The 13,986-nt window shown below is 61.7% G+C and carries 12 protein-coding genes and 2 riboswitches; of the genes, 5 read left to right on the forward strand and 7 right to left on the reverse strand.

Annotated features, from left to right (window positions below; translation table 11 throughout):
- Positions 1–240: 240 nt before the first annotated feature.
- Entirely contained in the window at positions 241–954 is a 714-nt protein-coding gene (locus ACO41U_RS07665; RefSeq protein ID WP_485942892.1) for a DUF6935 domain-containing protein, read from the reverse strand.
- Between the two features lie 28 nt (positions 955–982).
- Entirely contained in the window at positions 983–1,579 is a 597-nt protein-coding gene (locus ACO41U_RS07670; protein WP_298779115.1) for a hypothetical protein, read from the reverse strand.
- 549 nt (positions 1,580–2,128) lie between these two features.
- Positions 2,129–2,238, forward strand: a riboswitch (NiCo riboswitch).
- A 128-nt stretch (positions 2,239–2,366) separates the two neighbouring features.
- On the opposite strand from ACO41U_RS07670, the gene ACO41U_RS07675 reads away from it, so the two are divergent.
- A complete protein-coding gene (locus ACO41U_RS07675) occupies positions 2,367–3,266 on the forward strand; it encodes a cation diffusion facilitator family transporter (RefSeq protein ID WP_485942894.1) in 900 nt (299 codons plus the stop codon).
- 19 nt (positions 3,267–3,285) lie between these two features.
- Here the strand turns inward: ACO41U_RS07675 and ACO41U_RS07680 are convergent, their stop codons facing one another.
- Entirely contained in the window at positions 3,286–4,173 is an 888-nt protein-coding gene (locus tag ACO41U_RS07680) for a LysR family transcriptional regulator (protein WP_485942896.1), read from the reverse strand.
- A gap of 175 nt (positions 4,174–4,348) precedes the next feature.
- Between ACO41U_RS07680 and ACO41U_RS07685 the strand changes: the two genes are divergently transcribed.
- Positions 4,349–5,290, forward strand: coding sequence for a DMT family transporter (locus ACO41U_RS07685; protein ID WP_485942898.1), 942 nt, complete (start codon positions 4,349–4,351; stop codon positions 5,288–5,290).
- Between the two features lie 71 nt (positions 5,291–5,361).
- Here ACO41U_RS07685 and mgtE read toward each other — a convergent pair whose 3' ends face one another.
- From mgtE to ACO41U_RS07700, 3 genes are all read right to left on the reverse strand, one after another.
- On the reverse strand, positions 5,362–6,783 hold the full coding sequence (gene mgtE / locus ACO41U_RS07690; RefSeq protein WP_485942900.1) for a magnesium transporter: 1,422 nt from the start codon (positions 6,781–6,783) through the stop codon (positions 5,362–5,364).
- Positions 6,784–7,236: 453 nt separating this feature from the next.
- A complete protein-coding gene (gene thrS / locus ACO41U_RS07695; RefSeq protein WP_485942902.1) occupies positions 7,237–9,138 on the reverse strand; it encodes a threonine--tRNA ligase in 1,902 nt (633 codons plus the stop codon).
- A 623-nt stretch (positions 9,139–9,761) separates the two neighbouring features.
- On the reverse strand, positions 9,762–11,033 hold the full coding sequence (locus ACO41U_RS07700) for an MBL fold metallo-hydrolase (RefSeq protein ID WP_485942904.1): 1,272 nt from the start codon (positions 11,031–11,033) through the stop codon (positions 9,762–9,764).
- A gap of 240 nt (positions 11,034–11,273) precedes the next feature.
- On the opposite strand from ACO41U_RS07700, the gene ACO41U_RS07705 reads away from it, so the two are divergent.
- The gene (locus ACO41U_RS07705) at positions 11,274–11,759 is read left to right on the forward strand and encodes an ankyrin repeat domain-containing protein (protein WP_485942906.1); all 486 of its coding nucleotides are present in this window, start codon (positions 11,274–11,276) and stop codon (positions 11,757–11,759) included.
- Entirely contained in the window at positions 11,719–12,072 is a 354-nt protein-coding gene (locus ACO41U_RS07710) for an ankyrin repeat domain-containing protein (RefSeq protein ID WP_485942908.1), read from the forward strand. Before ACO41U_RS07705 ends, ACO41U_RS07710 begins: the two co-directional genes overlap by 41 nt.
- A 141-nt stretch (positions 12,073–12,213) precedes the next feature.
- On the opposite strand, the gene ACO41U_RS07715 is transcribed toward ACO41U_RS07710, so the two are convergent.
- Positions 12,214–12,939: an RsiV family protein gene (locus ACO41U_RS07715; protein WP_485942910.1), complete on the reverse strand. Its 726-nt coding sequence runs from the start codon at positions 12,937–12,939 to the stop codon at positions 12,214–12,216.
- A 460-nt stretch (positions 12,940–13,399) separates the two neighbouring features.
- A riboswitch (cobalamin riboswitch) is annotated at positions 13,400–13,568 on the forward strand.
- 175 nt (positions 13,569–13,743) lie between these two features.
- On the opposite strand from ACO41U_RS07715, the gene ACO41U_RS07720 reads away from it, so the two are divergent.
- On the forward strand, positions 13,744–13,986 hold a 243-nt coding region (locus ACO41U_RS07720; protein ID WP_485942912.1), incomplete at its 3' end, for a CoA-binding protein.

Here is a 13,986-nt window from a genome sequence, read left to right on the forward strand (position 1 = left end):
TCATCGCGGGTAAGCTACAGATAGGCCTACCCACTTAAAAAAGCGAGGAGCCCTTCATTAAAAATCTGAACCGCCATCTTACTTGGGGTCCACTATGATTGGACCTTTTCGACAGCTAAGGGGACGGCCTTCAGGCCGTCCCCTTTTGCCGGTACTTGGTGCACCGCCGTTGTGCCCCTGCTCGACACTTCCCCTTTCGCTTCGGACAAGTCCGCAGCCGTGACCACGGGTTCTCCTTGCCTACTTGAAGACGAGTCCCTCGTCGTTCTCAGTCGATTCCCCCTTATCCGAGGGATCTGGGGTTGGAGAAGGCTCATTCTCCTCCGACGGGTTGCCGGCATTGGCCTCGCTTTGTTCCTTGGGCGTTTCTGCGGCGTCATAGTCCGCGTCGTGCGCGTTCTTCGTGCGATCGATGAAGGCCTTGGGCGGGCGGACCTGGACATAGGTGCCGGCGTTGTTGATCATGTACCACAGGCCGTCGAACTCCTTCATCCACACGGCCCTGGGGCTGTCGGCCCCGGAGTTTTGCAGGAAGACTCTAAGGTATCCCTGTTCCTGCACCTTCTTGCCTACGACGAGATTGAAATTGTCCGGCGACATCCGGTAATCGTTCTCGGGCGAGGTTCCTTCCGCGAAGCCGCGGAAGATGTGGTGCATCTCGGGGTCCCTCAGGCGCTCCACGAACGTGGTCAGGTTGTACGACTGTTCGATCGGCCTGTCGTAGTGCAGGGCGTAGCGCAGCATCTTCGAGCCCTCGGCCCGCGTCGCCTCGTCGATGTAGCAGAACACGGCCTCAAAGTACAGTTTCACTGCACCCTCCGGCGTCCTGCCCTCCTGCTGATAGCGGGCCTTGAACTCCTGGTAGTTCTGCGGGAGCGCGGCCTGGCCCTCCCGTCCAACGACGGTGAGCAAAACCGACATCATCAGCACGGCGTAAAGTTTTTTCGAACGCATACCATTCACCTCTCAAAGATTCGGCAGCCTACTTGGACCAGTACAAGTCGTTCACGACGACAGCAAGTTCCTCGGACTTGCAGCTGCTCTCCTTCTTGAGCATGAAGACATGTCCGTAATAGCCGTCCTTGCACCGGTATATGGGGCGCCCTTTCAGATTAAAGAGGTAATTCTGCTGCTCGTCCCATTCCTTGATGTTAAGGTTTTCTCGGTTCAGGGAGTAGAAGGGTTTTTTGCAGATGAAACACTCCCACTCCATCAAAGACCCGTTCAGAGTTCCGCTGTCCTTCACGATGAAGAACCGCTGCAGGTTCTTGGAGATGAACTCCATCGTGGCCTCGCCCTCGCGTGTTTTATCGAGGACGTGCGACTTGTAGCCTCCCCGGCACTCCTCGAGCCGCTTCCCACGTTCGGCCAGCTGCGACAGTTTAGCGAGCTGTTCATCCTGTTTCGCAAGCTCATTATCGCTCACTTTCTCCCCTTTGAAGTTGTAAAACAGCTTGTCGCACACCCGACACTTGTACTCCACGATCTGCACCTTCGTCACCGCAAGGGCCGTCCCCGCGGGGAACAGCAGACAGAACAACAGGACCGCCAAAAGGAAGAACCGTACTGTCCGTTTCATCTTCAAAAAACCTCCCTTTTCGTCTTTGAACGCCAAACCGCTTGCCTTCGCGATCCTACACATAGGTTCCCGGCAACAATGTGGCCTCTCCCATTAAGGAGAAACGCCACCCCGAAGAGAGGGAGCACGGTCTTCCATGCACCGCACAATGAGGCACATGCACCCGCCGCACCGCTTCGCAGCATCATGGCAACGAATGACAATTCCCCTTCTTCAATGAAGCGTTATTGGTAAAGTCTAAATCGTTGTCATTCTATAAATGCCCCTCGAGACTGTCAAGGCTGGTATTTCCCACCCGATCCGCAGGTTGCGACAGATTCATTGAGGATGAAGCGCATCATCGGCAGGTCTTTCAATCCTGCCCGTCAGGTGCAGCAGAAAACGTGTAAGCCTGACCCAGCGTGCGTTCTAAGAACTTTGCCTCCTGTGGGGTTGGGCTTCAAGCAGCCGTTGACGGATCGCAAGCGGACCCATATAATGTCAGTAATCTCTTTGCACTGCATTACATCCTCGCCCTTTTCTCTTTGAATGGGGTAGGATGCGAGGTCGACAGTACAAACTGAGCAGGCGATGCCCCCGTTTGGATGGGGGCATGGGGCCGGGCCGCGAAGTGAGCGGCAGCAGAGCACGGTTAAAACCGGCGCATCTGCGGGACAGTGTCGAACGTTCCGCGGGTGCGCCTCTTTCTATCCCGATACCCCGAACGGAGTGCCATAGAGGAGAGATCACACAGCCGCACGGGCGGCGGAACGGAGGCTCTGATATGACAGCGAGCGGAGAAACGGCGATGAAGGGGACAAGGAGGGCAAGCCTCCATGACGAGAGGGGCGTCGTCCGACGCCTCTCCCTGATGGGGATCGCCGGCAACGCGGCGCTCTCGGCGTTCAAGCTGTTCGCGGGCGTCGCAGGGCGATCGAGCGCCATGGTCTCGGACGCGGCTCACTCCCTCTCGGACGTCCTCGCCACGCTCATCGCCCTCGTCGGAGTGCTCCTCTCAAAGCGGGCGGCGGACGACGACCACCCTTACGGGCACGAACGATTTGAGAGCGTCGCAACCCTCCTCCTGGGCTTGATCCTGCTGGCGACGGGAGGGCTGATCGGAAAGGCGGGCCTTGAGGACCTTCTGTCGGGAAACGACGCGAGGCGCGGCAGCCCCGGCCTCATCGCCCTCGTGGCGGCGGTCGTGTCCATCGCCGTCAAGGAAGCGATGTACTGGTACACGCGGCGCTGCGCCCTGCGCCTCAACTCCGCGGCCTTCATGGCGGACGCATGGCACCACCGGTCGGACGCGCTCTCTTCCATCGGATCGCTCATCGGCATCGCCGGCGCCAGGATGGGCTATCCCGCGCTGGACCCCGCCGCCGGCGTCGTGATCTGCCTCGTGATCGTAGCCGTTGCCCTCAGGACGACCCGGGACGCTTTGGGGCAATTGCTGGACACCTCCTGCGGCAGGAGCTACGACCGGGAACTGGCGGACTTCATCGCCGCGCAGGAGGGCGTGGTGCGCGTCGATCTGCTCCGCACCAGACGTTTCGGCAACAGGGTCTACGTGGACCTCGAGATCGCGGTGGACGGCGACGAGTCCCTCCGAAAGGCCCACTCCGTGGCGGAACGCGTCCACCTCCGCGTGGAGCAGCGCTTCCCCGGAGTCAAGCACATCATGATCCACGTGAACCCCGCCGCATGACGCGCGGCCCTCGCCACGCCTACAGCCTCAGCAGGTCCACAGCGGGCCCCGACAGGTATCGGATGAAGGTTCGCCCCACGACGGATACCCTCTCCGAAGGCAACGACGCAATGCCCAGCGTCCGGTGCGCTTCGGGAGAGAGGTCCCGGCTCAGAAGGTTGAAGCGGAAGTTTCGCAGGATCAGCTCCGGCATGATGCTGACGCCGAAGCCGTGCTCCACCATGGACATGACGGAGAACTCGTCGTTCAGCGCGTAACGGACGCGCACGGAAACCCCCGCCCGGCGCAGCAACGCCTGTATGTCGTTGTCCGAGCCCTTCATCGGGATGATGAAGGGCTCCTGCGCGATCTCCGGGAGGGTCAGGCTTTCGCGCTCCGCAAGGGGATGCCCCTGGGGGAGGATCACCTTCATGGGGTCCTCCTTCAGGGGCCGGAAGGACAGCCCCTCCGGCACAGGCGCAGAGAGGAACCCGCAGTCGATCTTCTCCCGCCGGATCCAGTCGCCGATCTCGTCGTAGTCCCCCGCCCGCAGATCGAACTCCACTCCGGGGCAGCTTCTTTGAAAGTCCCTGATGATCCAGGGAAGCCATTGGGCCGACACGCTCGTAAAGGTGCCGAGGCGCAGCGTGCCGCAGACCACGTCGTTGATTTCGTGAATGGCCTGGGCCAGGTTTCGCTGACGGTTCACCAGCTCCTGAACGGGAGCGAGGAGCCGCCGCCCCCTCTCCGTCAGCGCGACGCCGCCGCTGCCCCTCAGGAACAGGGGGAACCCCGCCTCCCTCTCCAGGGCCGCGATGGAGTGGCTCACCCCGGACTGGGTGTAGTTCAGCACCTCCGCAGCCCGCGTGATGTTGCCGAGCTCCGCCACCTTAAGGAACACCTCGTAACGATTGAACGTCGATTCCATGGCCTCACCCATTACACGATGTATTGTTAAGCAGTATAAACATTCTATTTCAAAATAACAAGCCGTCCTCTATCATTGATTCAAAGACGATCGAGCCGGTCGGTGCAGGAAAACGAGGAAAGGGGCCCACAGTCTGGGCTCTTTTCGGTCGTTCGGGGCAAAAGGAGCGATGAACATGAGGACGCTGGCGAGTTTTGTGGCAGGACAGCGGGGAATCCGCTGGACGCAGCAGAGGGCAGACGCAGCGCTGGGGCTGGTGGCCATGGCGTGGGGAAGTTCCTACCTCCTGATGAAGATGGGGCTTGAGGGAATCCCGCCCCTTTCGATGATCGCACTGCGCTTCGGCATCGCCTTCCTGACCGTGGCGCCGATCTTCGCGCGGCAGATTCACCGCACCACGCCACGCACCCTCCGGCGCGGAGCGATCCTTGGGCTTTTCCTGTTCGGGCTCTTCGCCTTCCTGATGTACGGGCTCAGGACCACCTCGGCCTCCGCAGCGGGGTTCCTGACCAGCGCGACGGTCGTGTTCGTCCCCCTCCTCCAGGCGATCTTCCGGCGGAGGGTCCCTGACGCCGCTACCGTGGTCGGGACGGCTGCGGTGATGGCCGGCATTGGCCTCCTGACCCTTCGGGACGCCATGACGTTGCAATGGGGCGAGCTCCTCTGCCTGGGCGGAGCCCTGCTGTACGCCTGTCAAATCCTCCTGACGGACGTCTTTACACGCCAGGAGGACGGGCTTCTCCTGGGGGTCTGGCAGCTCGCCTTCGCGGCCCTGTTGGGATTCGTCGCCTCCTTCCTGCTGGAGGTCCCTGCCTGGCCGGCGAACGCCGTCCAGTGGGCCGCGGTCCTAGGGCTCGCCCTCCTCTGCAGCGCCTTCGGCTTCGTCCTTCAGCCCGTGGCCCAAAGGTACACGACGCCGGAGCACGCAGGGCTGCTCTTCGCCATGGAGCCCGTGTTCTCCGCGCTCCTCGCCTTTCTCTTTCTTCGGGAGACGCTGGACGCCAGAGGCTACGCCGGCGCGGCCCTGATCCTCATCAGCGTCCTCTTCGCCGCCAGGGGCAAGCCGGCTCCCCAGGGGGCCACCGCCACTCAGAGCGAGGACGTTCGCTACGCCTGAAGCAGCGCCCGGCTCCATGGAAGCCGGGCGCTGCTCTTTGCTTGCGGACCCTGCGCCAGGCCAAAAAGGCCTCAGCCCCCCAAAAACCCGCGAAGGAGCCCCTCGGCCAGACCGTAGTACGTCACCACGGCGATCAGGTCGTTGACCGTCGTGATGAGCGGCCCCGACGCCACGGCCGGGTCCACGCCAAGCCCTTTGAAGAGGATGGGGATCGTCGTCCCGGAGATACTGGACAAGGACATGGAGAGAGCCAGAGCCACCCCGGCGCAGAGCGAGATCGAGAACGCGAAGTGCGCCGCCTCCCCCTTGATGAGGAAGAGGTAGAGGCCGATGAAGAGGATCGAAAGGGTCCCCAGGATCAGTCCGTTGCAGAGCCCTATCTTCGCCTCCTTCGCGACGAGGTAGAGCTTCTGCCGCCCGGTACACTGGTCGTCCATCAGGACGCGGATGGTGACGGCGAGGGACTGGGTTCCGACGTTGCCCGCCATGTCCAGGATGAGCGACTGGAAGGCGACGATGATCGTCAGCCCCGCGGCGACCGCCTCAAAGAGGCCCACGACGCTCGACACCACCAGCCCCAGCCCCAGCAGCACCAGGAGCCAGGGCAGGCGTTTGACGATGCTCATTGAGAGAGGCTCCTGAAGGTCCTCCTCCGCCGTCAGACCGGCCAGCCTGGCGTAGTCCTCCCCCATCTCATCGTCGATGAGCTCGGCCACGTCCTGCGCCGTGAGGACTCCCTTCAGCCGGTTCTCCTGGTCCAGCACGGGGATCGAGTCCTCGGAGTAGTCCTTGATGCGCTCGATGCAGTCCTCGATCAATTCGTTCGCGTAGACGTAGGGGTAGGAGGTCATGATGATGGACTCCAGCTCCGTCCCCTCCCGCGCGATGATCAGGGACTTCAGGTCGATGGCGCCCGCAAAGATCCCGTCGTCGTCCGCCACGTAGATCGTGGAGATGTTGTCGTTGTCCGCAGCCTGCTCCACCAGCTCGCGCATCGCCTGGCGCACGCTGATCCCCATGTGGATCATGACGAAGTTCGTCGTCATCCGGCTGCCGATCTCGTCCTCGTCAAAGGAGCTCAGGAGGGATATCTCCTGCTTCGCGTCGTCCGGCATCAGGTCGATGATGGCGGCGCGCTCCCCCTTCTCGACCTCCTGGAGGTAATCGACGGCCACCGAGGGCTCAAGGTGAGCCAGCACCTCCGCCCTCTTTCTGAGGTTGAGTTCGCCGACGTACTCGTTGATCCTCTCGGAGTACTCCAGGACGTCCGCCAGGGTTTCCGGATTCAGGACGCTGTAAAGTCGGTAGCGGTCCTCCTTCTTCAAGAGGTCCAGGGCGGCGGCGATGTCGTTCTCGTGATAGGTGAGGAGCTGTTCCCGCATGATCTTCGGGGTCAGGTTGCCCCGCACCACCTGGGCGATCCTCTCCTCGTAGTTGGGGTGCTGTGCCGTGGAGGCGCTCTCCTCGGCAGGGATGGTGCGCGTATTGTCCATTGGTCCCACGCCTCCTCTTTAAAAGACTAAAGGCAATGAGCGGACCCTCGTCGGGGCCGCTGCAATGTGGGCGCAAGGCAGAAGGGATGAACCCCTCGGCTGCGCCGCACGGGGAGGGACGATGGCGTTCCGCGTTTTCCGGGGCCGGCGGTCAGGTGCGAACAGCGCCGGGCCACGCGATTCTGGGCGATAAGGGAACGCCTTGTCCGTCGCTTTGACTGCCGCCGCCGTCCATAAACTCACCTCCAGCTCGATACTTTCGGATGCGCAGGCCGAAAGGGGCCAACAACGCCCCTTTCGACAACACTGCGCCCTTCATTTTATGTGCTTCGTTCGGGGAAGTCAACGCACTTCAGAAGAGCCGACGAGGACCGAGTCTCCGGTCGGGCAATAAGCGAGGGACCGGGCGCTGTTCCCTCCCGGTCCCCTCCGTCCCCGCTCAGGACGATTGCGTCAATGGATGGGGTTGAACTCCGCGCTCAGGAGCTTTCGGAACGCCTCAAGGGACATGCTGCCCAGGTCGCCCTTCGTGCGCTCGCGCACCGCGACCTGATGCTCGTCGCGCTCTTTGTCCCCGATCACGACCATGTAGGGCACCTTCTGCAGCTGTGCGTCACGGATGCGCTTGCCCAGCTTCTCGTCGCGGCTGTCCGTTTCCGTCCGCACGCCCCAGCTCATGAGCTCCTTCCTCAGCTCCTCAGCGTAGGCGCGGTGCGCCTCGGAGATGGGGATCAGCTCCACCTGCACGGGCGCGATCCAGTAGGGGAAGGCGCCCGCGAAGTGCTCGATGAGGATGCCCATAAAGCGCTCCAGGCTGCCCAGGATCGTGCGGTGCAGCATGACGGGCCGATGCTCCTTCCCATCCTCCGCAATGTAGTGCATGTCGAAGCGCTCCGGCATCTGGAAGTCCAGCTGGATCGTCCCGCACTGCCAGGTGCGGCCGATGCAGTCCTCAAGGTGGAAGTCGATCTTCGGACCATAGAAGGCGCCGTCGCCCTCGTTGACGCGATAGGGCGTGTTGGACTGCTCCAGCGCGGCCCTCAGGCCGTTCTCCGCAGCCTCCCACTGTTCCGCGCTCCCCATCGCGTTCTCCGGCTTCGTCGAGAGCTCCACGGCGTACTTGAACCCGAAGACGTCGCTGTAGACATAGCGGCACAGGTCCATGATGCCCATGACCTCCTGCTGTATCTGGCTGGGCTCACAGTAGATGTGCGCGTCGTCCTGCGTGAAGCAGCGCACGCGCATCAGCCCGTGCAGTACGCCGCTGCGCTCGTGGCGGTGGACGACGCCCAGCTCCCCGATGCGCATGGGCAGCTCGCGGTAGCTGTGCAGCTGCGTCTTGTAGATCAGGATACCGCCCGGACAGTTCATCGGCTTGATGGCGAAGGGCTTTTCGTCGATCTCCGTGAAGTACATGTTCTCGCGGTAGTGGTCCCAGTGGCCGGAGCGGAGCCACAGCTCGCGGTCCAGGATCTGGGGCGTCCGGACCTCCTGGTAGCCGCGGCGGACGTGTTCGCGGCGCCAGAAGTCGATGAGCGTGTTCATCACGACCATCCCCTTCGGGTGGAAGAACGGGAAGCCGGGCCCCTCCTCGTGCAGGCTGAACAGGTCAAGCTCGCGGCCCAGCTTGCGGTGGTCCCGCAGCTTCGCCTCCTCCATGCGCTTCAGGTAGGCCTTCAGCTCGTCGGGCGTCGCGAAGGCCGTGCCGTAGATGCGGGTCAGCATCTTGTTCTTCTCGCTCCCGCGCCAGTAGGCGCCGGCCACGGAGAGCAGCTTGAAGTTCCGGATGACGGACGTGTCCGGCACGTGAGGCCCGCGGCACAGGTCCACGTAGTCCCCCTGACGGTAGAGGGACACCGTCGGCGCCTCCAGCTCGGAGATGAGCTCTTCCTTATAGGGGTCGCCCCGGTCCTTGAAGAACTTCAGAGCGTCCTCGCGCCGCATCTCCTCCCGCTCGACCTTCTCGGCCGCGCCGGCCAGCTTCCTCATCTCCGCCTCGATGGCAGGCAGGTCCTGCTCCGTGATGGTCCCCGTCGCGTCCACGTCGTAGTAGAAGCCATCCTTGATGCAGGGGCCGATGCCGAAGTGCGTCCCCGGATAGAGCCTCTCGATGGCCTGAGCCATGAGGTGCGCGCAGCTGTGGCGCAGGACGTCAAGGCCCTCCTCGTCGGCCGCCGTCAAGGGCTCCATTCTCCCGCCAGTGCTGACCTCGCGGTTCAAATCCACCGCCGTGCCGTCCAGCTTTGCGGCGATCGCCTTCTTCTGCAGGCCAAGCGCCTCCAGAACCTCGGACGCCCTCACGCTCTCCCGGTCAAACTCACAGGACTTTCCGTTGCTTCCCTCGAACTTCAGCATGTTCCCATCCCCCTCTTGAATTCTAAAGCAGCTCCGCCCTGCGGAGCAAACTTCGCAATCGCCAGCCGAACCGCGCAACGTACCGACCAGGGCAGACCAACGGCACATCCCTTTCGAGGCGTCGGTCCAAGAAACAAAAAAAGTGCCCGCGTCATCTCACACACAGGAGACGACGTGGGCACACGTTCGCGGTTCCACTCCACTTCCGGCCTCGAAGGGCCGGCACTTAAGCCCGCTGTGAGGGGCGGACCCCGACGTCTTATCTCCCTCTCCACACAAAAAGAGATCAAGCCTCGACGCCAGCTCGGAGGGGGTTTCGTCCTGCTTCCGGATATAGCGCGCCTCTCAGCCTACGGCGTGCCTCTCTGGATATCCGCCCCGCGCAAACGCGCAGGACAGGGCGAATTGTCCTCTTCATCGCTTTTTCATTCAATTTCGGATACGATACCACCAAAAGGGCTTTTAGGCAAGTGCGATTTCCCCCCAATCCGCAGGGACGAGAAGCGCGGGCAAAAAACGGTCCGTTTTAAGTTGGCGATCCTTTCGCTTCCTCTGTCCTCTTGCTTGACTAAGGTTCAGCGGGGCACTTGTCTTTCCAACTCCCTCAGCTTCGCTGCACGGAATCATTCGACCGCCCACGCCTCTCCATCCCGGAGGAGGATGCAGTTCTCGTGCAGGGCACGGAAGCGCTCCCGATCCTCCGGGGCACAATGAATCGGGATGAGTGCCCGAGGTGCAGCCTCCGCGACGAAATTCCGGATCGCCTCGTTCGAGGCGTGACCACTGGAGTGGATGTCCGTTATGGGTATCCCCCGCTCTGCGCAGAAATCCAGCACGGACCGCATGTGCTCGGTCCGCTTGTAGCCGCCCCACAGGGAGTAGATCAGCGCGTGCCCCTCCCCGCCGCGCTCCCGAAGAAAGCGGGTCATGAAGGAGCTCCCTCCTTCAAAGCGGGGGAACATCGATGTTCGGACGAATACCGTCAGCCTCTCCGGACGTTTCGCGAGTCTTTCCGCCCCAACGAGTTGGCGCCTGTCATAGAACGCTTTGAAGTGAGAAAATTTTTCCGGGCGCTCCGGGGCGACGCGACCGGCGACAAAGCGCATCGGGGGCTGGGGGTCCGCAGGGGCCAGGAGGGAGCGCACCGCGCTCATGAAGAGGTCGTGGCAGGGGGTCCGTCCTGCCCTGGCGCAGGCCGCGTGCAGCGCGCGGACGCGGGGCTCGTTCGTCGAGGAGCAGAGGACGAAGACCGTCCCTCCGCACTCGGCCATCAGCTTTTCGGCCGCAGCGGCAACCGCATCCTCGTCCCGAAAGAGCGGACTCTCCACGGCAACGTTGGTACCCTCCGTGATCAGGAGGTCAAGCCCCTCCGCGCCGACCCTCTCCCGCAGCCGCTCCACGGCGCCGTCCACGTTTCGATAATCGCCGGTGTAGAGGACGCTTTTGCCCCGTTTCCTCTCGTCCCGACCTTCATCCTGAATCAGGAACATGAAGGCCTCGTGCGAGGAATGTTCCACGGAGATGGGTGTGACCGTGAGGTCCCCCACGCGAACGGTATCCGCCTCCAGGGGGCGGGTGCGGCGTTTGGCGCCACCGGTGAAGTCCGCGATGACGTCGAGCACATGGGACGTCCTGCGCCCCGCGTACACCGGGATATCCGGGAGCAGGCGATCGAGAAGCCCGCAGTGGTCGCCGTGATGGTGGCTGAGGAATACGGCGTCGAAGGCTCTCTTACCAAACGTCAGCCCTTCGACCTCCATCCGGTCGGCGCGCCGCGAACCGTCAAGGGGCGGCAGTTCCCTCCCGGCGTCCAAGATCACCCTCGTGTTTCGGCTCCTGACCTCAATGACGTTGCCGCCGATCTGGGCGGCGCTTCTATGGACAACGATTTGCATGACACATTCCCTTTCTTTAACCCACTTTTTGTCCTGGCTGTCTGCCCCTGCCGGCGAAACTGCGTCCGTGATAAAAATACATCTTCTAATGCACTGATATCAGTGCATCCCTTCTTCTATACTGCCAGGTGATGTACGGGGGCATTGCCTCACCCCCTGAGCACACTGAGCAAAGGATGCTAATAAAATAGGGAGGAGAATGATCCGGCGGCAGAGCCGCTCTCCGACCAAAACTTCATCTTGCTCTGTCGAAAAGGAACGGTTGAGGAAATCATGGAACAGATCGAGAGGGGCGCGAATGTCAACGCCAAGAACAGTTATGGCAACACCCCACTGATCTGCGCCTTGAACCATGATCCCAACTCGGAGCTCATCACCGCGCTGATTGAGGCCGGAGCCGACGTCAACGCCCAAAACGAACAGTTCGACACCCCGCTGTACCGGGCCGTCTACAACCATCTTGCCCCGAAGATCGTTATCACCTTGGTCGAGGCGGGAGCCGACGTCAACTGTTGCGGCCGATATGGCATCACCCCGCTTCACCTTGCCGCCGAATATTATCCTGACCCGAAGGTCATCACCACCCTGCTCGAGGCCGGGGCGGATGAGGGTATCGATGACGGAGATGGCTATGGCCAGACAGCGTTAAGCGGAGCCGCCTGTCACAACAGTAATCCTGAAGTCGTTGCAGCTCTGCTTAAGGCTGGCGCGGATTTGGAGGGATAATTTCGGTGCAACCCCTTTATCTCTGGCCGCAGCTCATTCTCTAGCTCCGGAGATTGTCAAGCTCTTGATCGAGGCTGGAGCGGACGTGAACTGCTGCGACCCCTTCGGACGAACGCCTCTTATGTGGGCCCTGCTGGATGAAAAGGCCCCTCAGAAGAAGGCGAAACTTCTGCTCGAAGCGGGCGCAGACGCAAAGAAGGTAGATAAGGAAGGGCGGCGCGCCATCGATTACGCGAAGGAAAACGCCGTACTCTACATCCTTGGTGATACGGATGATACCCTTCAACTGCTGGAGCGCGCCAGCCTCGATTGAGATGCCCTGCAAGAAAGGCCGTACGGAGGTGGTCGCCCATGCGCTACACCGACGGAGGCATCGGAGGAAAAGACACGACATGGCCCTCTGCACTTATATGAGTGCAGAGGGCCATGTCGATTGCTCCAGGGCGGAGCCGTATTATTTCAAATAGGTCTGCTGGGCCAGAGAGCTCTGAATTTCCTTCGTGGGGATGACGAACGTGCAGGTCCCCATGGAGTAGGGCGCCACGGTCCCCTGGTTGAAGACGAGGATGAGCTCGCCGTCCTTGATGTAGAAGGGCTGGTCCTTGCCGATTTCAAAGTTCTTCTCCAGTTCGTCCAGGAAGTAGGTCTTCGACTCGTCCTTCTTCATCTGCTCTTTCATCTGGGCTTTGACGATGCCGCTCAGGGCCTTGGAGTAACCGTCGTCCTTGAAGAGGTCCGAGAGGGCAAGCTCCCGTCCAGTTCCGAGCTCGATGGTCTCGTAGCGGACGACGGTTTCGGACGAGGCCATGACCTCGGTCCTGCTGTGCTCCAGCGTCAGTAGGCCGTCCTCGTATGAGGCCACGCTACTGCCGGCCGTCAGCGCGTAGTTCTTGGAGCCCTCCGCCTTCAGCTCTGCCATCTTCGACATGAAGTCTTTGTAGAGGGCCACGGAGGCCTCCAGGCCGTGGGCGTTCACCGCCGCCTCCAGATCAAAGCTGCCCGTCCCGCCGAGGATCGGTATCTGGATTGAGGCCTCGAAGCCCTCTTCCTGGTGCGTGAGCATCGAATAAGTCAACGAGGGTGCAATGTCCGGGCTTGCCGCGTAGGCCGTGCTCCCACCGAAGAGGAATGCCGCCACGGCCAGCAGGACCGCCGCAATGTTGAACCGACTTTCGATCATGTAAAAAAACTCCCTTCCTGAATGGGCCACACCGCAGAGAAACAGCAAGCGGCCCTTCTCCCAAAATTGCGCGTTTCAGTGTAACGTCGATTCCTCTGACGGAAAGGAGGGGTTGTACGGGGTATGCGATCGGTAGAAACGATGGAAATGCGGCGCTGAACAGGGGTATCTGTTGCAATGCGGTGGGCCTCGGGAGATCGCGACGATCGTCCGGGCGGGCCCAAAATCCGCAGGCAAGGCCCTGGGGCTTCGCTCCAGCCCCAACCAGAGGACTTGTCCTCTGGACACCTGCTTGTCATTTTACTTTTCACCCGACGGGTGAAAAGTAAAATGACAGAAGAGACAAGGAAACGTTCTTACGCAGCAAGTGTGAGCAAGATCCCACGATTTTTAACCTTCGGTTTTGGTCCGGCATTCCTCGTTTGACAATCTCGTGTTTTGCCGTATAGTTATGAAGACAGACAATTGAACCTCGAAAGGCGTTCGGGAAGTCCGGTGAAAGACCGGCGCGGACCCGCCACTGTAAGCTCGGCAATGCCGGCTGTGCCCACTGGGACGTTTTTCGTCCTGGGAAGGGGGCCGGAGTAGGGAGAGCGAGCCAGGAGACCGGCCTTTCGCAGGGAGCGCACGCCCCCCGCGCGGATTCGGGCCGGTATGCGGAAAAGCATGGCCTTTGGCGTCCCGCACCGGCGGCGAACGTCGTCTGGAGGCCATCTCCTCCGTCATGCAGGGCCGTCCTCGTCAGAGGGCGGCCCTTTTGCGGCCCTCCTGGGCCGACGTCATCGAACGGGAGGAACCCTACACATGCAAGAAGCGAACAAAGCCCTGTTGTCCCATCCCCTGAGGAAGCTCTTCGCCCCGGAGAGCATCGCCATCATCGGAGCCTCGTCGAGCCTGGAGCGCCTGACGGGGCGGACGCTCCGCTACCTCCAGTCCTTCGGCTACGGCGGAGCCATTTATCCCATCAACCCCAAGGCCGACGTCATATCGGGGCTCCCCGTGCACCGGAACGTCACGGAGGTCGAGGGACCCGTCGACCTCGCCATC

The sequence above is a fragment of the Fretibacterium sp. genome (assembly GCF_057312375.1).